This window comes from Methanobrevibacter sp. (assembly GCF_045611865.1).
Taxonomy (GTDB): Archaea; Methanobacteriota; Methanobacteria; order Methanobacteriales; family Methanobacteriaceae; genus Methanocatella.
In genome coordinates this window covers 1-22198 of record NZ_JAZKXX010000066.1, presented here as the reverse complement: position 1 = coordinate 22198, position 22198 = coordinate 1, and the positions used below count along the sequence as shown (strand labels likewise).

Annotated in this window: 18 protein-coding genes; 11 read left to right on the top strand and 7 right to left on the bottom strand. The window is 33.0% G+C overall.

Annotated elements, in window-relative coordinates:
- Positions 1 to 3 precede the first annotated feature (3 nt).
- From mcm to ACKI32_RS07755, 5 genes are all read left to right on the top strand, one after another.
- Positions 4 to 2007, top strand: coding sequence for a minichromosome maintenance protein MCM (mcm, locus tag ACKI32_RS07775; RefSeq protein ID WP_407415145.1), 2004 nt, complete (start codon positions 4 to 6; stop codon positions 2005 to 2007).
- A 117-nt stretch (positions 2008 to 2124) separates the two neighbouring features.
- Complete coding sequence (locus tag ACKI32_RS07770; protein ID WP_067040760.1) at positions 2125 to 2532, top strand: translation initiation factor IF-2 subunit beta; 408 nt, start codon at positions 2125 to 2127, stop codon at positions 2530 to 2532.
- Between the two features lie 32 nt (positions 2533 to 2564).
- Entirely contained in the window at positions 2565 to 3608 is a 1044-nt protein-coding gene (locus tag ACKI32_RS07765) for a 60S ribosomal export protein NMD3 (protein ID WP_407415143.1), read from the top strand.
- Between the two features lie 10 nt (positions 3609 to 3618).
- Positions 3619 to 4581 carry a tyrosine--tRNA ligase gene (locus tag ACKI32_RS07760; protein ID WP_407415141.1) on the top strand — a complete coding sequence of 321 codons (963 nt, stop codon included), beginning with the start codon at positions 3619 to 3621 and terminating at the stop codon, positions 4579 to 4581.
- Positions 4582 to 4791, top strand: coding sequence for a hypothetical protein (locus tag ACKI32_RS07755; protein WP_407415139.1), 210 nt, complete (start codon positions 4582 to 4584; stop codon positions 4789 to 4791). It begins immediately after the preceding gene.
- 23 nt (positions 4792 to 4814) lie between these two features.
- Here the strand turns inward: ACKI32_RS07755 and tmk are convergent, their stop codons facing one another.
- Positions 4815 to 5393 (bottom strand): dTMP kinase, encoded by a 579-nt coding sequence (gene tmk / locus ACKI32_RS07750; RefSeq protein ID WP_407415137.1) that lies wholly within the window; start codon positions 5391 to 5393, stop codon positions 4815 to 4817.
- Between the two features lie 79 nt (positions 5394 to 5472).
- On the opposite strand from tmk, the gene ACKI32_RS07745 reads away from it, so the two are divergent.
- From ACKI32_RS07745 to ACKI32_RS07735, 3 genes are all read left to right on the top strand, one after another.
- Positions 5473 to 7971: a DUF3656 domain-containing protein gene (locus ACKI32_RS07745; protein ID WP_407415135.1), complete on the top strand. Its 2499-nt coding sequence runs from the start codon at positions 5473 to 5475 to the stop codon at positions 7969 to 7971.
- A complete protein-coding gene (locus ACKI32_RS07740; RefSeq protein WP_407415133.1) occupies positions 7971 to 10391 on the top strand; it encodes a U32 family peptidase in 2421 nt (806 codons plus the stop codon). Before ACKI32_RS07745 ends, ACKI32_RS07740 begins: the two co-directional genes overlap by 1 nt.
- 79 nt (positions 10392 to 10470) lie before the next feature.
- Positions 10471 to 12396 (top strand): MutS-related protein, encoded by a 1926-nt coding sequence (locus ACKI32_RS07735; RefSeq protein ID WP_407415131.1) that lies wholly within the window; start codon positions 10471 to 10473, stop codon positions 12394 to 12396.
- Between the two features lie 46 nt (positions 12397 to 12442).
- Here ACKI32_RS07735 and ACKI32_RS07730 read toward each other — a convergent pair whose 3' ends face one another.
- Both ACKI32_RS07730 and ACKI32_RS07725 read right to left on the bottom strand, forming a co-directional pair.
- A complete protein-coding gene (locus tag ACKI32_RS07730) occupies positions 12443 to 12706 on the bottom strand; it encodes a zinc ribbon domain-containing protein (protein WP_407415129.1) in 264 nt (87 codons plus the stop codon).
- 86 nt (positions 12707 to 12792) lie between these two features.
- The gene (locus tag ACKI32_RS07725) at positions 12793 to 14778 is read right to left on the bottom strand and encodes a hypothetical protein (protein ID WP_407415127.1); all 1986 of its coding nucleotides are present in this window, start codon (positions 14776 to 14778) and stop codon (positions 12793 to 12795) included.
- A gap of 172 nt (positions 14779 to 14950) precedes the next feature.
- Here ACKI32_RS07725 and ACKI32_RS07720 point away from each other — a divergent pair, with 172 nt between their 5' ends.
- The gene (locus tag ACKI32_RS07720; RefSeq protein ID WP_407415125.1) at positions 14951 to 15373 is read left to right on the top strand and encodes a hypothetical protein; all 423 of its coding nucleotides are present in this window, start codon (positions 14951 to 14953) and stop codon (positions 15371 to 15373) included.
- Positions 15374 to 15457: 84 nt separating this feature from the next.
- Here ACKI32_RS07720 and ACKI32_RS07715 read toward each other — a convergent pair whose 3' ends face one another.
- Positions 15458 to 16255, bottom strand: coding sequence for a DUF389 domain-containing protein (locus ACKI32_RS07715; protein ID WP_407415123.1), 798 nt, complete (start codon positions 16253 to 16255; stop codon positions 15458 to 15460).
- A 253-nt stretch (positions 16256 to 16508) separates the two neighbouring features.
- Here ACKI32_RS07715 and ACKI32_RS07710 point away from each other — a divergent pair, with 253 nt between their 5' ends.
- Positions 16509 to 16961 carry a deoxycytidylate deaminase gene (locus ACKI32_RS07710; RefSeq protein WP_407415121.1) on the top strand — a complete coding sequence of 151 codons (453 nt, stop codon included), beginning with the start codon at positions 16509 to 16511 and terminating at the stop codon, positions 16959 to 16961.
- A gap of 185 nt (positions 16962 to 17146) precedes the next feature.
- Here ACKI32_RS07710 and ACKI32_RS07705 read toward each other — a convergent pair whose 3' ends face one another.
- From ACKI32_RS07705 to ACKI32_RS07695, 3 genes are all read right to left on the bottom strand, one after another.
- Positions 17147 to 18079 (bottom strand): bile acid:sodium symporter family protein, encoded by a 933-nt coding sequence (locus ACKI32_RS07705; RefSeq protein WP_407415167.1) that lies wholly within the window; start codon positions 18077 to 18079, stop codon positions 17147 to 17149.
- A 282-nt stretch (positions 18080 to 18361) separates the two neighbouring features.
- Positions 18362 to 21331 (bottom strand): C1 family peptidase, encoded by a 2970-nt coding sequence (locus ACKI32_RS07700; RefSeq protein ID WP_407415119.1) that lies wholly within the window; start codon positions 21329 to 21331, stop codon positions 18362 to 18364.
- 67 nt (positions 21332 to 21398) lie between these two features.
- The gene (locus tag ACKI32_RS07695; protein ID WP_407415117.1) at positions 21399 to 21548 is read right to left on the bottom strand and encodes a hypothetical protein; all 150 of its coding nucleotides are present in this window, start codon (positions 21546 to 21548) and stop codon (positions 21399 to 21401) included.
- Positions 21549 to 21964: 416 nt separating this feature from the next.
- Between ACKI32_RS07695 and ACKI32_RS07690 the strand changes: the two genes are divergently transcribed.
- On the top strand, positions 21965 to 22198 hold a 234-nt coding region (locus ACKI32_RS07690; protein ID WP_407414012.1), incomplete at its 3' end, for a hypothetical protein.

Here is a 22198-nt window from a genome sequence, read left to right as displayed (position 1 = left end):
TTAATGAATTCTACTACTAAATCACAAACATCAATTGCAAAATTTGAGGAATTTTTTGCAACATTATATAAGGACGATGTATTCAAAGTCCTTGAAAAATATCCTGATGAAAGATCACTTAATGTAGATTATCAAACATTAGAAGTATTCGATCCAGATTTAGCAGATTTATTAATTGAGAAACCAGAGGAAGTTATTGAAGCTGCCCAAATAGCTATAAAAAATATTGACCCCCTCGTTAAGGATGCTGACATCAACATTCGTTTTGAAAATCTTTCTAATATAATCCCATTAAAAACTCTTTTAAGTAAATACATTGGAACATTTGTTGCTGCAGATGGTATTGTAAGAAAAACCGATGAAATAAGGCCTCGTATCGAAACTGGTGTTTTCGAGTGTAGGGGTTGTATGAGATTACATGAAGTTGAACAAAGTTCTGGAAATAGAATAATAGAACCTTCACTTTGTAGTGAATGTGGAGGAAGATCTTTTAGATTACTTCAAGAGGAATCAAAATACATTGATACACAAACTGCTAGGATGCAAGAACCTTTAGAGAATTTATCAGGAGGAACCGAACCAAAACAAATGTTAATGGTTTTAGAAGATGATTTAGTAGATGAATTAAATCCTGGTGATAAAGTAAGAATTACCGGAACTTTAAAAACTTTTAGAGAAGAGCGAAGCGGTAAATTCAAAAATTATATTTATGTTAATCATATTGAACCTTTAGAACAGGAATTTGAAGAATTACAACTTTCAGAAGAAGATGAAGAACAAATTCTTGAATTATCTAAAGACCCACACATTTATGAAAAAATTATTAGATCAACAGCCCCTTCAATTAAAGGATATAGGGATGTAAAGGAAGCTATTGCTTTACAATTGTTTGGAGGATCTGCAAAACAACTTGAGGATGAAACCAAACTAAGAGGAGATATCCACATTCTTATTGTGGGAGACCCAGGTATTGGTAAATCCCAAATATTGAAATACGTCTCAAGACTTGCTCCAAGAAGTATCTATACAAGTGGTAAAGGTACAACAGGCGCAGGATTAACTGCTGCTGCAGTTAGAGATGAACTTGGCGGATGGTCTCTTGAAGCAGGTGCATTAGTACTTGGGGACCAAGGTAACGTATGTGTTGACGAGTTGGACAAAATGAGGGCAGAAGACAGATCTGCACTTCACGAAGCTCTGGAACAACAAACCGTAAGTATCGCCAAAGCAGGAATTATGGCAACATTAAACTCAAGATGTTCCGTTCTTGCAGCTGCAAACCCTAAATTCGGAAGGTTTGACAGATATAAGGTACTTGCAGAACAAATTGACTTGCCTGCACCAATCATATCTCGTTTCGATTTAATCTTTGTAATTGAAGATAAACCAAGTAGAGAAGGAGATTCAGAATTAGCAGACCACATCTTAAAAATACACCAAGAAAATACTATTGATTATGAAATTGAGCCTGAATTGCTTAGAAAATACATTGCTTATGCTCGTAAAAATGCAAACCCTAAACTAACCGATGCTGCAAACCAAGTGTTAAAAGAGTTTTATGTAAGTACCAGAAACAGCAATCCAGAAGAACAAGGTGCCGTTCCAATTACTGCAAGACAGCTCGAAGCTATTATTCGTTTAGCAGAAGCTTGTGCTAAAATCAAACTTAAAGAAACTGTTGATAAAGAGGATGCTGAAAAAGCAGTTAGATTACAATTGTCTTGTCTTAAAGAGGTTGGTGTTGACCCTGAAACCGGAGAAATGGATGCTGATATCGTTAGTGGTGGAACTCCAAAATCAGACAGGGACAAAATCCAAAGAGTAACTGAAGAAATTAAGTTACTTGAGGAAGAATATGCTGGAGATGCTCCCCTAAATGTATTAATATCAAATATGAGTGATAAATACAACGTAAGTGAAGATAAAACAGAACAAATCGTTAGAAACTTAGTCCAAAAAGGAGTTATTTATCAGCCTCGTACAGGATACTTTAGGCGTGTAGCCTAAATATTCTATTACTTTTTTTAAAATTTTTCTAAAAATATTCCATATATACAATACATTAATAAAGGATTAAAATAAAATTTAATATATTATACTTATACTAATTTTTGGAGAGATAATATGGATAAATACGAAGACTTATTAGAAAGAGCAATAGACCAATTACCTCCTGAAGTATTTGAACACAAAAGATTCAAAATTCCTAAAGCTTATTCAGATATCCAAGGTAATAGAACATTCATTAAAAACTTTAAAGATGTTGCAGAAGGTTTAAACAGAGACCCTCAACACTTATTAAAATTCTTAATGAGGGAATTAGGTACTGCAGGAAATATTGAAGGTCAAAGAGCAATCTTACAAGGTAAATTTACTCATTACTTAATCAATGAAAGAATTGAAGATTATGTGGACAAATATGTTATTTGTCATGAATGTAACAGACCAGATACCAGAATTATCAGAGAAGGTAGAATATTCTTACTTAAATGTGCTGCATGCGGTGCAACAGCACCTTTAAAATCATTATAATTTTACCTTTTTTTACTTATTTTATTGATACTATGTTTTGTCCCGAGTGTGGAAGTACTGATAAAGAAATGGTTGGAGACATTTGCATAGACTGTTTTTTAAAAGATTTCCAGATGATTGAAATCCCAAAAAGAATAGAAGTGCAAATCTGCAGCCACTGTAACAGTAAGCTTGAAGAGGGAAAATGGTCTGAGGAAAACATCCCTGAAGAAGAAATCATCTACAGAGCACTTGAGAGAAACATAAAAATAGCTGATGAAGTGGAAAACGAAATCATAAACCTTGAAATTGACCAAATGAGAGGTACAATAGCTAACTGTTTTGTTGAAGTTGTGGGAGAAGTTCATGGAACACAAATTGAAGAAACCCATGACAGTGAAGTTAAAATCCTAAAAACAGTGTGTCCAACATGCAGCAAACTGCAAGCTGGTTATTATGAAGCAGTGATTCAATTAAGAGCTGATAAAAGAGAAATTAAAAGTGAAGAATACTCAAAAGCTGATGAAATAGTTGAGAGAACATTAATAAAACAAAGCAAAAGTGACAAATTAGCATATTGCCCTCAAATAGCTAAACTAAAAGAAGGATATGATTACTACATCGGTTCTTTAAAATCAGCCCGGAAAGTTGTTGAAGCACTAAAAGAAGAATTTGGAGGAACAATAAAAGAATCTCCAAGACTTATCAGTGAAGACAAATCTACCGGAAAAGGCCTTTATAGAATCTGGATTTCCATAAGAATTCCTGAATTTGAAACTGATGATTTTGTAAAATATGAAGGAAAAATAATACAAATAAAAGGTATTGACAAAAATAGAGTTGTTGGTGAAGATATTTTAACAAACAAGAAGCAAAATATTCCTATGAAAAATATTGAAGATATCCAACTAGTTAAAAAAGCTTCAGAAATAGAAACAACAAGCATAATCTCCAAATCTCCAAAAATGATTCAAATCCTAGATCCAAGCGATTACTCCGCTGTTGATTTGGAAATGAAAGATGAATTCATGGATTGCAACATCGGTGATGAAATAAAACTCATAAAAATTGATGATTACATTTACTTATTAAACTAAACGTGATACAATGAATATTGAAGAAAAAATTCAATTAATCGAAAGTGGAACCTTAGAAGTTATAGATACAGAAGAATTAAAAGAAGTTCTAGCTAAAGACCAACCTATAGCTTATACTGGTTACGAACCTTCTGGAAAAATCCATTTAGGGCATGCAGTGACAGTGCAAAAATTAAAACAATTGCAAAGCTTAGGTTTTAAAATCAAAATCCTTTTAGCTGATTATCATGCATTTTTAAATGGAAAAGGAACCATTGAAGAAATAGCTGAAACCGCAGAGTACAACAAAAAATGTTTCCAAGCATTAGGATTGGATGAAACAACAGAATATGTTTTAGGTTCTTCTTTCCAACTTGACCCAGAATACACTGATAAAGTTTATCAATTAGCTACAATGACTACTTTAAAAAGAGCAAGAAGAAGTATGGATCAAGTAAGCCGTGCAGATGACAATCCTAAAGTAGCCAGTGTACTTTACCCAATCATGCAAACTGTAGATATGGCCGCACTTGAAGTGGACATTGCACTTGGTGGAATGGAACAGAGAAAAATCCAAATGTTGGCACGTGAAAACTTAGAAAAAATCAGTGAAAACGTTCCTGTTTGTATCCATACACCATTATTACATGGTCTTGATGGTGATGCAAAAATGTCTTCAAGTAAAGGAAACTACATCGCAGTAGATGATTCTGTTGAAGTTATTGCTAAAAAAATCAAGAAAAGTTTCTGCCCTCAAGGAGAAGTTGAAGGAAATCCAATGATAGAAATTGCAGAAACCTTTGTTTTCCCGAATCAAGATACATTACTTATTAAAAGACCTGAAAAATTCGGTGGAGACATTGAATTAACACATGATGAGTTAATTAAAGACTTCAGTGAAGGTAATTTACATCCAATGGATTTGAAAAATGGAATTAAAGACTTCTTAATTGAATTCTTTGCTCCTGTAAGAGAATACATGGAGGAACATTAAATGGTAGAAGAAAAAGAATTATTTGAAATGGGCGTGCCAAATGGTGTTGGCGAACAAATGCTTGCCCATGCATTTGAAAAATTCGATATTAAATTAGAACAAACTGAATGGGGTCCTAAAATACTTGGTGAATACGATGAACTTGTAAAAGTAAGAGAATTTTTAGAAACCGCCATTCGTGACAGATTAAAAGAATTAGAAGGAGAATAATTATTCTCCATTAACTTATTTTTTCATAATATACAATCAGGACAAATTCCCAAATAAGGAGCTACTGCTTTTTTAATATCTGAAGAAACTTTATTTACACCATTGTTTGCATCGATTATCTGATGTTCATAATTTTCAACCAGTTTTAAGTAGTTTTCTTTTACACCAGTTAAAAATTCTTCATTTTCAAAGGTATCTTCACCTGAAGTTCTTGCAACAGATGTTTTAACATCCAAATCAAGTAAAATAAGTAAATCTGGTTTTTTTGCATATCTATTTAAAACTTCAATCCATTCAGCAGGTTCTTGGTAAGCAAGAGAAGAAATAAATGACCTGTCAGAAATGATTATTTTAGATTCATCATTTAATTTATCCATTATCAACATCCTATCTGCTGCAAAAAGAAGTCCTAAAGTTTTTTGAACATTATCAGATGTGGCATCCGGACGTTGCAAGATTTTGCGGATTAATCTTCCGACTTCGGAATCTGTCGGTTCGACTAATGTTTCAACCCGAAATCCATTAGCTTCCAACCATTCCTTTAACATTTGGATTTGTGTTGATTTTCCGGCACCATCAATTCCTTCAAATACTATATACATAAAATAGAATATGTTTTAATTTAATATATAATTAATTACAAAAATATAAATGAATAATCAATCAAGGTGTAATTAAAAAATGGTTTTAGAAGAATTATTGGCCCCTGCGGGTTCATATGATGTTTTAGTAATAGCCGTTAATGCTGGTGCAGATGCAGTTTATCTTGCTGGGCAAAATTACGGTGCAAGAGCATATGCTAAAAACTTCACCATGGAAGAACTCGAAAAGGCAGTATTATATTCCCATTTAAATGGTGTTAAGGTTCATGTAACCGTAAACACCCTCGTCAACGATTTTGAAATTGTTGATGTATTGAATTACTTATTTAAATTATACCAAATTGGAGTAGATGCAGTTATTGTACAGGATTTTGGATTAATCTGGCTTTTAAAAACATTTATTCCTGATTTGGAAGTTCATGCATCAACACAAATGGGATTAAATAACTACCCCTCAATTAAATGGGCCAGTGAACATAATATTAAAAGAGTCGTCTTACCTCGTGAAGTGAATATTGAAGAAATCAAAAGAACAACACAAAGGCTTAAAAATGACAATGTAGATATGGATATTGAAGTATTTGGTCATGGGGCATTGTGTTACTGTGTTAGTGGAAAATGTTATATGTCCTCTTATAATAGTGGAAGAAGCGGTAACAGAGGGGCTTGTGCGCAACCATGCAGAAGAGAATATCGCCTGAAATACCGCGGATACAATATAGGAAATGGATATCTGCTTTCAACCCATGATCTTGCAACATATAATAACATACAGGCGATTTCGGATGCAGGAGTCAAATCCATTAAGTTAGAAGGACGTATGAAATCCGGAGATTACATTGGAACAATTGTAAACAGTTACAGAAACATCATTGATGGAAATCCTGGAGACTATAAGAAAGATTTACACCTTGTTTTTAACAGGAAATTCACAAATGGATACATGATGGGAGACAATCCTGGCCAGGTAATGGGCAGAGGTAGTTCAGGCCATGAAGGACTATACATTGGAGATATTACCAACATTGAAGATACTAAAGTTACAATTGAGATTAAAAACAAAGAGATTCCAATTATTTTAGAGCCTGGAGATGGAATTGCTTTTAAATACAACGGTAAAATCAAAGGAATTTATCTTGAAAACATCATAAAACAGGATGAAAACGAGATTATTATTGACACCACAAGACTTGTTAAGGTTGGAACTGAAGTGTTTATCAGCTATTCCAAATCAACTCACGATTATCTAAAACAATTTGAAAAGGAAACAATTAAAAATAATGTTGGAATCAATTTATCCTTAACATGGGATGAAGATTTAAACCTCTTTACAAAAGTGGAATACTATTTGGACGATGAATTGATAAATTTCCGGCATAAAACAATAGGAAAATTCGAAAAAGCTAAAAATAAGCCAGTAACTGAAGAGACAATTGAAAAACAACTTAAAAAGACTGGAGGAACACCATTCTACATTGAAGATATTCGCTTCAACAATATGCCAAAAGACTTGTTTATACCTATAAGTGAAATCAACCAAATCAGACGTGAAATCCTTGATAATGCTGAAAGTCTATTGATAAATCACTACACCCCAACCAAAAAGGCAGTAAAACAAGTTAGGAAAGATTTAACTAAATTTTACGACAATTATAATAAAGTTTCAAATGAAAATCTCAATAAATCTCCTAAATTATCAGTATTTATTGATGACACCTCACAAATCAAAGCGATATCCGGTTTTGACTTGAAGAGAATTTACTTTGACGGAAATTGCCACTACAACAATTCCGAGGATTACTTTGCAAATATTAAAGAAACATTAAAAGAAGCAAGCTTAATGGCATCCCCCACTGAGCTTGTTTGGGTTTTAGCTTCATTCATATCCGAAGAAGATGCAATCAAATGCAATAATATTGTAAAAGATCTTCAGGATGAAGGAATCATAATTTCTGTAATGGGAGATTTCCCTGCAATGGGCGAGATATTTTATTGTCCTATTTATGGAAATCATAATCTAAATGTATGGAATTCATTTACAGTTAAAAATCTAAAAGAATCAGGATTCAAATCATTGATATTGTCATCCGAACTTTCAGGTGAAGAAATTAAGGAAATAATCAATAAAAATCAGGAAGATATAGATTTAGAAATGATTGTAAATGGAAACCTTGAAGTTATTGTAAGTAAAGATGACTTTACCAATCTAAATGATGGAAAAGATTTTATCATTTCAAATGATGCTGATTATGCAACCTTGGAAGATAAAAAAAGAAAGAAATTCAAATATAAAGTATTTTTCGACTATTCACGCCAAAGCCACATCATCAACAAAGACTGTTTATGCCTAATTGAAGAGATGAATGAAATCAAAGAAATGGGTCTTGACAACCTTATTCTGGATTGCAGATACTCCAATGAGAAATACATCACACAAATCCTATCAATTTACAATGAAAGTCTTAAAGGTAAAGACCAAGAAGAGCTAACCAAGTACAAATACCAAATTATTGATTTCTCACAATCCTACATCAACAAAGGCAATTATATTGAAGGTAGACTGCACGAGGACAAATAATGAGAATTCCTGAATTACTTGCACCGGTCGGTTCAATGGATCATTTGAAAGTGGCGATTAATGCAGGTGCCAGTTCTGTTTATTTATCTGGAAAAAATTATGGAGCGAGAAAGTTTGCAGACAACTTCACATTAGATGAACTACGTGAAGCAGTGAAAATTGCCCATATGCACAATGTTAAAGTTTATGTGACCGTCAATACATTGATTCGTGAAAGTGAACTTGAAAACGTTATAAATTATTTATCGAAGTTATATGCAATGGGCGTGGATGCTGTTTTAGTTCAGGATTTGGGTTTGGTTGAGCTGATAAACAGACATTTGCCCGATTTAAAAATTCATGCTTCAACACAGATGACATGTGAAAACCAACAAAAATTAAATTATCTGGAAAGTAAGGGAATAAAAAGAGTTGTCCTACCTCGTGAAATGCGAAAAGAAGAAATACGAAATCTTAAAACCAATATGGAACTTGAAATATTTGCTCATGGAGCGTTATGTTATTCTTATTCTGGACAATGCCTAATGAGCAGTTTTAAAGGAGGTAGAAGTGGAAACAGAGGAACTTGTGCTCAACCCTGCCGCCAAAAATACAGAATCAAAGGCATCAAAAAAGAAGATTACTATTTATCCCCCTGCGATTTAAGCTTGTACAACAGTTTAAAAGAAATATCTGATTTAAATATCTCATGTATTAAAATCGAAGGTAGAATGCGAAGTAAAGAATACTTGGCCATTGCAGTAAGCAACTATAGAAAAGCATTGAATAAATTAAAAAGCGGCAAAACGCACAGAAGTGAGGAAATCGATTTGGTGTTTAACAGAGGATTCACCCAAGGCCAATTCAACAACACTTCAAAAAGAAGCATTCGTGCAGGTCACATTGGTTTAAAGATTGGAAAAGTCATATCCAGTAAAAAAACCCAAATGGCAATCAAATTAAATGATTCAATCAAAACAATGCCTGAAAAAGGTGATGGATTGTTAATCCTAAAAAATGACAATGATTATGGTTTTGAGATCTCACAAAATCCATTAATAACAACATTAAATCACTTTAACAAAGGTAAAAATAAGGAAATCAAAGATTTAACCCGTAAAAACAAGGTTTTAATTGTTAAAAAAGTATGGCAGAATAAAAATGCCGATTTTGATTTGAATGACTCCGATGTTTATCTAACAAAAAAGAATAACCTAACTAAAACCGTAAAAGAAATCGAAAACAAAGGATCAAGTTATGTTAAATCAAAATTAATACTTACATTCTCCCTAAAAAATAAATTTCCAAACTTGAAAGCAAGATTGGCCCTTGCAAATCGAAAAACAATTGAATGTGAGGTTAGGGGAAGTACTCCTTTTGAAAAACCTCTTAAAAAAAGTGTTGATGTAGAGACCGTTAAAAAACAGCTCAGTAAAGTTGACAATTATCCATTTCAAATCACACAAATTAACATAAACTATGATGGAACATTATTTATTCCAATTAGTAAATTAAACGAACTTAGACGAAATCTGTTTGAAAAACTGGAAAAGGAAGTTTCCAACCTATACAAACATAAATCTAAAATAATCAAATTGGAGAAATCAGAAAATAAAATAGATGATTTGACTCCAAGCATTTCATTTTATACAAATAACCTAAACCATTTAAAGCATCTTGAAAATGTTAAAAGAGTTTATTTAGAAATCCCTCCAGAAAATGATTCATTAGACATTAAATCAAAGCCAAATTACAATTTAAATTACATGATAAATTTTATTAAAAAAGCAGTAGAGATTTCAATGGATAAAGACTATGAATTAATCTGGAAATGGCCAGATATTACTCATGACAATCTAATTAAAGTTTTAAATAAGGTACGTGCAATCTTAACTAAAATGCATTATTCACTTCCAATTATGAGCAATAATTTTAATGGTGAATACGGCCCTTATTCCATGAACATCACCAACAACGAATCCGTAAACAGTCTTGAAAATTACAAAATCATAACCATATCCCCCGAACTTAGAAAATCAGACTATGAAGATATTATTAAATATTCTAAAAATCCGCAAAAGCTTGAATTACTTGTACAATGCCCAGTTGAGTTAATGAAAACAAGATATTCACTACTCAACAAAAAAGAACTTAAAAAAGATTATGAAAATTATTTGGTTGATTGGAAAGGTAATGAGTTTGCAATCCACAAAAGCATCTCACAGGAAGAATTGATTATTTTTAGTGACCATGAACTTTCACTTTTAGATGAAATTAATTACTTAAAAGAACTTGGTTTTTGCAATTTTTCAATAGATGGCAGATACAAAGAAGACAATTACTATAAAATGGCTAATATTTATAATCAGGCAATTAACGGCAAAATGAATAAAAAAGAATTGCTAAAAATTAGTCCTAAAAACACTATTTTTAACTACTAATATTACTTCACAAATGCTCTCGGCAAGCTTGAATATATATTAATTTATAAAGTATAGTTACACAAAAGGGTTTGGTAATATGAAAGGGGAAAGAATCACATTGCAAGATATTAAAGGAATAGGGGATAAAATCTCTGAAAAAATCATAAATAGTGTCGGGGGAGAAAAGGAACTCCAAAAAATAGTTGACAATGTAGATGTTGAAAAGATTGCAAATATCGAAGGAATAAGTCAGAGAAAAGCAATTGAAATAATGAATCAACTATTGAACAATCCCGAATATGAATTTATTAAAAGTGACCGAGCACAAGAACTCTATGAAGACATCATAAACAAAATATTATCTTATTCCAATACATCATATTCGAAAAATAGGATTTTACTGCTTTCCCCTTCAAAAGACATTAACAGAATAAATTCACAACTTGATTTTGTAATGGCTGCCAAAGAACATGTCTCACAACTTCCAATCATTAAACTAAGAGGCTTAATGAAAAATCTAAAAGAAGTTGAAGAGGCAAAACCTGAATATGATCCAAGTAAGGCAATCCTTGTTGAAAGTGATGAAGATAATTCCTACCTTACCGATTTAGGACTAAATCAATACTATCCAATAATTACAGCCAGCGATTCACCACTACTTCAAGAAGAAATGATGAATTATGATTTAGTATTCTATGCATATTCCCAAGGAATACTCGATTTTGAAGGAATGCCAAACCTAGTAATGATTAATATCGAAGAAGAAGATTATGAAATAGTTCCTGAAAAAATAATCAACTTCTTTATTCAAAATCAGGAGTTATTTAACAAGGTTCATGAAATCCAAAAGATTAGAAATAAAGAAAGCGTTTTGGGAGAAATATTGCCAATCATCAATGAACTGAATATTATTGATAAAAGGGAAGTGAATATTGAAGAACTTGTTAATTCCCTAAAAGATGATATGGATGATGAATTAGAAAAATCCATAAAACAAGTTGACCTTGAGGGAGATGAAATACTAAACCTATTAAACAACAACTTCCCACCAAAGATTAGCAAAATATTTGACGAAATTATCAATAAACGAAAGGAGATTATTCGTGAAAAAACAGGACTAAGTTTTGATCCATTCCTTCGAACATATCCTATTCAAATTGATGAACAAGAAATCCAAAGAGTAACCCTAGAACAATCCTCCAAAAAGGAAAATGACATATTCGACATTAAAAAAAGTGCTGCCATTGAGTTAAATTCAATCAAAAAACGAGCAATTGCCGAAGTGGAAGATGCAATTAAATTTGATTATGAATTCAGTTTAGGAAGCTTTGCATATGAATATGACTTATGCAGACCTGAATTCGGCGATGAAATAAAATTAGATGGTGCACTACACCTAGAACTTGCACTCAAAAAAGACAAAGATTATGTCCAACAGGTAGACTACCAATTAACCAAAGATGAAAACATTGCACTCTTAACTGGAGCAAACAGCGGTGGTAAAACAACCCTTCTTGAAACACTCACCCAAATATCAATAATGGCCCAAATGGGACTTCCAGTAAGTGCAAACAAAGCAGAAATTAAATTATTCGATGAAATTTATCATTTCTCAAAGAAAAGATCACTAGATGCAGGAGCATTTGAATCATTCTTAAACGTGTTCATACCAATCGTCACCACAAATAGTGAAAAGTTAGTACTTTTAGATGAACTTGAAGGAATAACCGAACTTGATGCTGCAGTTAAAATCATATCCACATTTATAGATATGATAAAAGAATCTAATTCCTATGGTGTTATCGTAACACACATGGCAAGAGAACTCATGAACTACACAGATATCAGAGTAGACGGTATTGAAGCTAAAGGATTAGATGAAAACTACAATTTAATTGTTGATAGAACACCAAAAATGAATTTCCTTGCAAAAAGTACTCCAGAATTGATTCTAAAAAGAATTTATGAAAAATCAGATGATGAACTAAAAGCCGTATATGCAAGAATTTTAGAAAAATTCTAGAACCATATACTGCTTTTTACTATTTTCATATTTAAAAATTGGATGATTATTTCATCCATCTTTTTAATTTTGGAAATATTTCTTCAGACATTTTCCTTGCTTCATCTTCACTCATTCCAGTAGCCTGAGCGGTTTTTGGAACGCAAAAATCAATCATTTCTTCTAGAGTTACATCACTTGTAAATTCACCATTTTGATAACAGTATTTGCAGTAGTCATTACTTTTGGAACCGTCTTTTTCACTCCCATAATCATCTTCACCCATCGGCATGGCACAAGATTGACAAAAATCCATATCTTCAAAATTCATTTTAAATCACCTAAATACTACTTATTTATGACAAATATATAATATTTTTTACTTAAAAAAAGAAATTTAGTAGATGTTACCCACATCTACTTACATTGAATATTAACGTTTTTAGTTGCTTTTTTGTAGTAGTTGTCTCCTTTATATGTTATAACTGCTTTGTAAGTTCCTTTTTTAGTTAATTTGGTAATTTTAAATGTTGCTTTACCTTTGCTATTGGTAGTGGCCTGGTATACTTTACCGTTAACTTTTAAAGTAACTTTTGTGTTTTTCATTACCTTATTGTTGACATTTAAAGTGATTGTGTACTTTTTAGTTTTTGTTACCACTTTGAAAGTCTTTTTAGATGCAATTATCTTAGGAGTTGCTTTTGAAACTGCCACTTTAGTGTTTGAAGTGGTTTTGCCACTATATGTATCATCACCTGCAAATGTTATTGTTGCATAGTATGTTTTTGGAGCCAGGTTAGTTGGGGTTGCAAGTGAAACTTTACCATAGGCATCTGTGGTTTTATTGCAAGGTTTACCATTTAAAACAATTGTAATCACTTTTCCATATAATGAATTGCCTTCAGCATCTTTTAAAGTTATAACCACATTTTTAGAAACACCATAAACGGTACTTACGCCAATGGCTTGGATGTCCACTGTTTTTTTAGAAACTGGAATTGTATTGTTGTTGAGAGGATATTTAGTGAAGTAATCTGGCCCATAAACTGCAGAATTGTCTTCAAAGGAAGGATTAATCAGATTACAATTTTCGCCCTCAAAATAGATTCCCCCGCCGCAATATTTGGCAGAACACTTTTTAAAGCTGCTATCAACTATGCTGTTGTTGGAACCACGTACATAAATTGCACCGCCATCAAATGATTTGGCACTACATTCAATGAAATTACAGTTATTTACATTATTATTGTCAGAGTATATGTAAATAGCACCCGCACTGGCACCAACAGAACACTTAGTGAAATTACAGTTATTTACATCAGCCACACCAAATGTGGATATGGAGATAGCACCACCGCTGGAACCATCACCACTATAACAATTAATGAAATTACAGTTATTAATGGCACCTACACTGCCCCATCCAATGGCACCTCCAGTACCCATATCAGAAGAACAGTTATCAAAAGTACAATAATTTATATTACCTTTCTTACCGGACCAGTGGATAGCTCCGTTACCTGTATGTGCAAAACAGTTAGCGAAAGTACAGTAATTTATAGCACAATTCTCATTGGTCAACCCGATAGCACCAGCATCCCATGAAGCAGAGCAGTAATTAAAGTTACAGTTTTCTACATTAGTATCACTTCCAGACAGGGCAATTGCCCCCTCATTGCTAGAAGTACAATGATTGAAGTTACACTTTTTCACAGTTCCATAAGCGCCCATTGAAAGAGCACCCCCTTCAATAGAAGAGCAATAATCGAAATTACAGTTTTCCACATTACCATTAGCCATCTGCCAGTGAATTGCTCCTCCATTGGAACCTCTGCAGTTAGTGAAGTTACAGTCCTTTATGATACCATTAAGACCTAACCAACGGACAGCCCCACCATCTTGACCAGAGCAGTTATTGAAATCACAGTTTATTATTGATCCATTTGTATTTGGATAGTAGCAGTAAATTGCACCACCATCATCACCATGACTAACATTAGCAAAGCAGTCTTTGAATTTTATGTTTTTTAAGATAATGTTTACATCCATAAGTTTAAATGCCCTTGCCAAATTAGCCCCATCAATGGCAAATCCATTACCATCAATGGTGATTGGATTATTTAGTTCTATACCTCCAGTGAAATTAGCGTCTGTTTCTGGATTGTATACATAACTTTTCTTTAAGATAACTGTACTTCCCGAAATATCGTTGTTTAAATCTGTAAAAGTACCTGGAGTGTCCGATAGTGTTTCAGATTCCACACTAGATACTATATCTACATCTTCGTTTAAATCCTGGTTTATAGTACTATCCACATCATTTACATCAGTTGCAGAAACGCTCGCAATGAGAAATATCAGTGAAAAGAGCATTAATAAACCAAATATCCTTTTATTCTTCATAACATCACCCATTAAAAAAAAAATAATCAATATTTGCCCTAATTGATGTTTAAAGATATATAAAAACATGTATATATAAACATCGATTTTATTTTTTTAAAAAATTTCTATATAATATTCAAAACTTTTAATATCACAGAAACTAAACATATCCATAACAAGGAGGAATTCAATGAACAAAAAAATCTTAACAATATTGCTTTTATTAATAGCAGTAAGCACTATTGCAATCGTTAGTGCAGCAGACACCCAAACTGTTGGCGGTGTGGAATTTAATATCCCGGAAGGATATACCTACGATAAAGAGTCAGTTGATGTTTTCTTACAATCTTTTGAAGATGATTCTGCCCTAAATGATGCAGGAGTATTTAAAAATAGTGACGATGAGATATTAGTAATCATAGTTTATAATGATACTCCAGAAACTGATTTCCCAGATGATTATAAACTTGAAAATAAAACAATTAATAATAAAACTGGTACATTTGCCACTGCTTCAAGTAGAATCAATGTTGGTTTCCTATATCAAGATGGAGATAAATATATCGCCATACAAGCTATGGATGAAGATACAATCAAAGCTACAATCAAATAGATTTAATCGGACTATTTTAATTAATAATCCACCCATTCATTTTTTTAATCTGTTATCTTAAGATTTTCATAATACTTACTTAACTTAATGCATCATGGAATAGACTGCGATTATGCTGGGCAGTGCAATTATAATTGTATTGCGAACCATCCTGAAACGACGTCTTCTCCATTCTTTTTCTGTCAATTCCCTTATTTTTGGGATTTTCAAAACACTCAAAATAATACCTGATGCTAGGAAAATGAAATACGTATTGATGATGAACAGATACCCCGCTCCAAGTAGCATATCCCATCTACCGTTTGCAATCGAATATCCGCAGGTACATAGTGGAGGCATCAATGCAGTTGCAATTGCAACACCAGGAATAACAGTACTCACCTTGTCTTGTCTGGTTTGTCCGATTATTCCTGCAAGTCCACCGAAAAATGCGATGAGCACATCAAAAAAAGTTGGCCCTGTCCTTGCCAATAATTCTGCTGTTGGCTCTTTAACAGGAGAAATAAGGAAATAAATCATAGCCGCAGTGACACTGATTGTAATCTGCACTCCAAAACCCAATGCGTGTTTTCGAAGCAACGGATAATCTGCAGATACGCTTGCATAAGCGGAAGCGAGAATACTCCCCATCAAAGGTGAAATAAGCATTGCACCAATAATCACTGCAGTCGAACCCACATTAAGACCAACAGAAGCTATTACCATTGCACATACCAGCACACACATGTTCGTTCCGGTGACTCGTCCACCATCCAAAAGACGTGACCTAATCTCCTCATTTGATGCCGAATCCTCCGATAATGAAAACATTCTTTTGATTTTATCCTTTACTGTATCACTTTGATCATTTTCAATACCCATAATTTCATTTCCTTTCATCATATGTTTAACATCTCTATTTATAATATGTAACCTCATTAAAACATGCTAGAACGCTTATTTAACCAACAAAATCGTCGATAATGCATTTCACCCATATTATACAAGATAATTATTACATTAACTCTCAGTATACTATTTATACAAAAACATTAAAATAATTATTTGTAAATTCTTTGTATGTTTTCACCAATTATACAAAGAAAATAAAGTTAATTCTTAAATATTTATTTTTAAAGGAAAGGAGATAAAAAATATGGCAGATGAAAATAATGCAAATCGTATGAGTAAAACTGAATATTACCTTGATATCGCTCTTTCGGTATCAAAAAGAAGCACTTGTTTAAAAAGACGCTATGGTGCGGTAATAGTCAATAACGATGAAATAATCAGTACAGGTTATAATGGAAATCCAAGAGGCGATGAAAACTGTTGTGATAGAGGAAATTGTCAAAGAATGAACCTTCCATCCAATTCAGGCAACTACAATGACTGTTTTTCAGTCCATGCCGAACAAAATGCAATGATTAGTGCAAGTAGAAATGAAATGCTTGGGTCCACAATTTATCTGGCTGGGGAAAAGTATGATGAGGGAGATTGGGTAGAAATAGATGATGCTGAACCTTGCCCAATATGCTTTAGAATGATAAAGAACTCCGGAATCGGCAGCATAGTTAGTAAAAAAGGGATTTTGAAATTACGCGAGTAAATTTAAAACGAATGTTTTTCTGAGAAATATACGGCTTGTTGAAACATGATTAAAATAACAGAATTAAAAAAAAATGTTTAGATGCCTCTAAACATGAATCATGTTAATCTTGTCCATATATTATAAGAAATATTAGTACATTTAGCTATTATACAATGCCTAGACATCCAGGCACTCCCAGTAAATTAAATATAATATTTTTTAAAGATATAAGCTAGAATTGCGCCTATAAAATTCTGCCATACCGAATATAAAGCCCCTGGAACTGTTGCAGAAGCTAGAGATGGGAAATGTGTTTTTGCAAGAGCTGAAGACAAACCGGAATTTTGAGATGCAATTTCAATAGCAATAGTCACGATTTGTTTTCTTTCCATTCCAGCCAATAAACCAGCAGCAAAACCAAGCCCCATTGCCAAGAAATATTGTAATATGATAACAACCAATATTATCCCAGAAGAAGTTAAAATAGCCTGTTTGTTTGATCCAATAACTCCCGCTACAATCAGACAAACAACCAATGCAGATAGGGCAGGCAAATAATCTTTTAAACGTTCACAAAAACTCTCAAACTTATAATTTAAAAGCAAACCTAAAACAATAGGCACGATTACGATTTGAACAATTGAGAGAAACATGTTTATGGGATTGAACTGTATATTATTGCCTATGACTAATAATGTAATTATTGGAGTTATAATCGGTGCGATTAAAGTAGATACTGCAGTTAGTGAAACAGATAATGCAACATCTCCACCTGCAAGAAATGTTAGAACATCAGAAGCGGTTCCTCCAGGAACAGCGCCAACTAAGACAACACCCACAGCCAAGCCTGCATCTAAAGAGAATAAACTTACAAGAACAAATGTTAAAATGGGCATGACAATATATTGAGCTGAAAGACCAGTAATGATTTCTTTTGGATGTTTAAATACATCGACAAAATTCTCAACCTTTAAAGTAGTACCCATAGTAAAAATAACAATACTTAAAAGTAAATTTAACACATTTACTCCAGAATATTCACTTAAAACCCATTTAAATGAATTTGGATAAGCCCATGAAATTGCAACTGCAATCAAAACAACTATGAAATAATACTTTTCAAAAGTCTTTAAAATTCTATTAATAATATCCCTCTATTGTTTCCTATATTTTGATTTGGTAAATGATACATATGTTTTTTTGGTATTGAGCAGGTCAGTTGGAAACATAATATACTTTTTAACATTACCCCCCCCCCAACATTAGATAGAGAAAAATCAGTGAAATCAAAAAATAAAACCTAAAAATAACTATTTACAAAAGTACACCCAATCTGCAATTCATCCACGACTTAAAAGAAGTTGAGGTATTCTTGCACAATTAAGATAAAAAATAGAAAAAAGTAGATAATAAATTATCTACTTTACTTTAACAGTTGTTTTTATTGTGTCTTTTTTGTAGGTCACTTTGACAGTGTATGTTTTACCTTTTTTGAGCTTGTTGATGACTTTTTTGCCTAATGTTTTTTGTGCAACACCTTTTGCATTGGTTTTGGCAGTGTAGGTTTTACCGTTCAATTTGAATTTGATGGTTTTACCTTTTTGGAGTTTGCCATTAATTTTAAGGGTTGCTTTCAAGGTAAATTTCTTAGCAGTCTTTTTGACGGTGCCTTTACTTGTTTTAAGCACCTGTTTTACGGTTACGGTGTTTTTAACTGATTTTCCATTGTATGTGGTTGTCACATCATAGGTTCCTGGAACATCAGTTATTTTAACTTTAGCAATGCCGTCAGCATCAGTTATTGCAGATGTTGTTTTTCTGTTGATTGTAATGTTGACAGCTGCTCCTGCACCAACGCTGTGGCCGTCAGCGGTTACAACTTTAACAGAGAAGTAGAATCCGCTGTCATAGTCAACAGTAATGTTTTCATTGTTGATGATTTTACTGTCATCAGCAACAGTGTATACTTTTAGACATGCAATATCACCTGTGTCATAACCATCCTGCCAGGTTTTTCCGTCAAAGGATATAAATGAGATATTACTAGTATAATGTACTCTACTATATTTCAATTCGACTCTAGGCATGCCGTTTGATGTTATTACAGCTTTAAATACATCTCCTTTTTTAATTGGGATGTAACTATCCAATTTGATTGTGTGGTAACCGTAATATGGTGATACTCCGTCCTGAGTTAATTTTAACACATCATTTACATAAATTTCAACAGTATAATTGATGCCGCTTTGGTTGAAGTATGTTCCGACTCCAGCAATCAAATCATCATCCAATGCTTCAAAGACATTCATATATTTTACAGTTCCATTGCCTACGAAATCACTTCCCCAAAACATATCATATTGATAGTTCTTATTGTATGGTTCGACATTTTCAATTATTATTGAAGTACCATAATTTGTCACGTCTTTGGAGTTCATCAATGTCTTATCGTAATATGAAAGATAGAAGAATCCGTTGTCTCCCCATACGGTACCATAACTGTTTTTGACAATCCATGCACCGTTTCCAGGAGGAGTAATTAGGAAGTTGCTTGCATCATAATTATCGTCCCATCCTATAATCGAAACATCATGAGTTGCATTTAATGATTCATTAGTATATTGTGCACAGGTTTCCGGATTATAATAAGGATTTACATCATCAAATGTGGATTGCCCGAAAAATGGCACGTCCAAAGAACCATATTTCATTATTGCCAATTTAAGTAATGTGCCGTTTGGTATATCAGTATTAGGTGTAAACATCACGTCCTGAACATGAACATCCTCCATGGTTGTGATTACAGGTGAGAGTTTTCCCATTTCATCATAGACATCCGCATCCTGTGTGAATGCTCCAAGCCAGCTCAACAAATAAGATGAGGAGAAAACGTTGGCTCCACCTTCCACTATAGGGCCGCCATAAATTGAATATTTCAGCATGGTATTCTGCATGTTGTTTTCTGAAAAGTCAGTTGTGATGTTTGCAGCTTTCAGCAATGCTGATTCCAGGGTACCGGTCATTCCGAATGTCCAGCAGGCACCCATCCAAGCCTGGTCTTTAACGGATGAAACCCATCCGTAGTCACGTAAATCAAATTTATCCGGAATGGTGGTGATATTGATTGTATTGTTAAGCAATACCAATTGCATGCCCTGTCCAATTATTATTGTTGCATAATATGTGTTGTTTAGTGAGATATTATCATCATTGACAAAAACATTGCTTCTGGCTATATTGATATATTTGTCAAAAACAGAGTAAATCGGGTTTGTATTGTTTTCAAATACTGAAGTCCTGATGCCATATGAAGAGTCATATGCATAAATCGCAGATCCTGCACTTGCCTCATTATTGAAAAATTTAGATCCAGTTATATTTAATGTGCTCATATCACAGAATATTGCACCGCCATAGGTTGGATATCCTTCAATAATGCTGACGCCATTTGAATCAAAGGTACAATCATTGATTTCAGTATTTGTATGTGAAAGGTAAATTGCTCCTCCGTCATATTTGGCATGAGAGTTTATGAATTCTGTATTGTTTAACACGAAATCTCCTCCCAACTGGACATATGCTCCACCAAATTCAGAATAGGTGTCCTTAAATTTGGTATCAAGTATGGTTATTGTGCCGGTATATTTATTATCTCCCGGAACATCCGCATAAATGGCCCCTCCATTTTTGGAAGAGGTAACGTTTTCGAATTCACAATTCTCAATATACAGTTCTCCGCCAGATTTGGTACTGATTGCACCTGCTGTAATATTGGCTTTTAAATCAATAAATTTGGAGTTGATTATTGAAGCCTTAGAAGATTTAAGATATAATGCCGGTGCATAAGATGCAATAATATTAGCAAAAGTAGTGTTTTCTATATAAATTTCAGTTGGTGTAAGCTCAGAACTTGGTGAAAGGAAAATTTGAGAAGCTTTAGAGAAATTTTTTGAGGTTACGTATGAATTGTAAAGCTTTATTTCACTATCTGCATCAAGAATGGCTGATCCACTTTGGGCATAATTATCAATAAACTTACAATTATTACAAATAAGGGTTGAACTATCCCTAACTCCTATAGCTCCACCTTGTTCTTTTGCATAATTGTTGATGAAAGTAACATTATTTAATGTTAGTGTTCCAACAACACGTATTCCGGCACAAATATCGTAATTACCGTTGATTAAAATCAAATCATTCAATGTTATATTGTTTCCTGTAATGGAGAATAGTCTTGATTGGTTGTTTCCATCAATTGTGCGGCCGTTACCGTTAAGGACAAAATTATCCTTTTCAATAACAATTCCACTTTGGTCATCAGTCCCATTGTTGAATGTGTAGTCGTGAGTCAAATCCACAACATCTTTACTTTTTATTTCATCAGTCAAGTTGGTGAATGAATCATCATTTGCTGTGTAGATGTCATTCTGAGCGGTTTCAAGAATATCCGTACCGTCATAAGTTGCGATATTCCTCCTGAACCGTTTCTAATATTATATTGCTGTCATCACCTATTGCATTGTCGGATATGCTTTCTGCAGCGCAGACCGCCCCCACCGACATTATCAAAATAAGCATGACAATCAAAATTTTTAAAACCTTCATAATTATCACTATGAATAATTATATGTGAAAAGTTGATATATAATCATTTATATTTATTTTAAACGATTTTGAATTGATTTTAAAAAATTTAACAATTAGTGCATAAATTTACTTATTTATTGCAGAAAACTAACAAAATATAAATAATATTCAATGCATAAATGAATGTAAACTTATTTCAAAAGTGAAAAAATGAATGTGAATATTTTTCTCACTATTTTCTTTTTTAATTAAATTCTCAACAAAGTCTTAAAAAAATACAGACTTATGATATAATTGAACACAATATTTTCACTTTTTTTCGAAACAAAACCCAATTATACCCAAATATTTATATTGATTGAGTAATAAAAATTGAATTAACTCAAAAGAGTTTAATTTATTAATAAATAAAAATTAAAAAAAAGGTGATACACATGGGTGTAGGAGATATTATCGGAGATGCTTTGGCATATCCATTTAGTAATATTAAAGCATTAGTTTTATATGCAGTTTTAGGTATTATCGCTGGAATTATCGGCGGTGCATCCGTACTCTCAATTATTGCAGCATTCACTTCAAAAGGCTTTGCTGGATTCGCTTTCAGCGGATTAAGTATTGTTGGAATCATTGTTTTTATTCTTATAATATTCTTGATTGAAGGATACGGT

What these genes read in the sequence shown, in the direction of transcription:
- mcm (WP_407415145.1), top strand. Translation starts at nt 4, where the DNA reads ATGAATTCTACTACTAAATCACAAACATCAATTGCAAAATTTGAGGAA.
- ACKI32_RS07770 (WP_067040760.1), top strand. Translation starts at nt 2,125, where the DNA reads ATGGATAAATACGAAGACTTATTAGAAAGAGCAATAGACCAATTACCT.
- ACKI32_RS07765 (WP_407415143.1), top strand. Translation starts at nt 2,565, where the DNA reads ATGTTTTGTCCCGAGTGTGGAAGTACTGATAAAGAAATGGTTGGAGAC.
- ACKI32_RS07760 (WP_407415141.1), top strand. Translation starts at nt 3,619, where the DNA reads ATGAATATTGAAGAAAAAATTCAATTAATCGAAAGTGGAACCTTAGAA.
- ACKI32_RS07755 (WP_407415139.1), top strand. Translation starts at nt 4,582, where the DNA reads ATGGTAGAAGAAAAAGAATTATTTGAAATGGGCGTGCCAAATGGTGTT.
- tmk (WP_407415137.1), bottom strand. Translation starts at nt 5,393, where the DNA reads ATGTATATAGTATTTGAAGGAATTGATGGTGCCGGAAAATCAACACAA.
- ACKI32_RS07745 (WP_407415135.1), top strand. Translation starts at nt 5,473, where the DNA reads ATGGTTTTAGAAGAATTATTGGCCCCTGCGGGTTCATATGATGTTTTA.
- ACKI32_RS07740 (WP_407415133.1), top strand. Translation starts at nt 7,971, where the DNA reads ATGAGAATTCCTGAATTACTTGCACCGGTCGGTTCAATGGATCATTTG.
- ACKI32_RS07735 (WP_407415131.1), top strand. Translation starts at nt 10,471, where the DNA reads ATGAAAGGGGAAAGAATCACATTGCAAGATATTAAAGGAATAGGGGAT.
- ACKI32_RS07730 (WP_407415129.1), bottom strand. Translation starts at nt 12,706, where the DNA reads ATGAATTTTGAAGATATGGATTTTTGTCAATCTTGTGCCATGCCGATG.
- ACKI32_RS07725 (WP_407415127.1), bottom strand. Translation starts at nt 14,778, where the DNA reads ATGAAGAATAAAAGGATATTTGGTTTATTAATGCTCTTTTCACTGATA.
- ACKI32_RS07720 (WP_407415125.1), top strand. Translation starts at nt 14,951, where the DNA reads ATGAACAAAAAAATCTTAACAATATTGCTTTTATTAATAGCAGTAAGC.
- ACKI32_RS07715 (WP_407415123.1), bottom strand. Translation starts at nt 16,255, where the DNA reads ATGATGAAAGGAAATGAAATTATGGGTATTGAAAATGATCAAAGTGAT.
- ACKI32_RS07710 (WP_407415121.1), top strand. Translation starts at nt 16,509, where the DNA reads ATGGCAGATGAAAATAATGCAAATCGTATGAGTAAAACTGAATATTAC.
- ACKI32_RS07695 (WP_407415117.1), bottom strand. Translation starts at nt 21,548, where the DNA reads ATGAAGGTTTTAAAAATTTTGATTGTCATGCTTATTTTGATAATGTCG.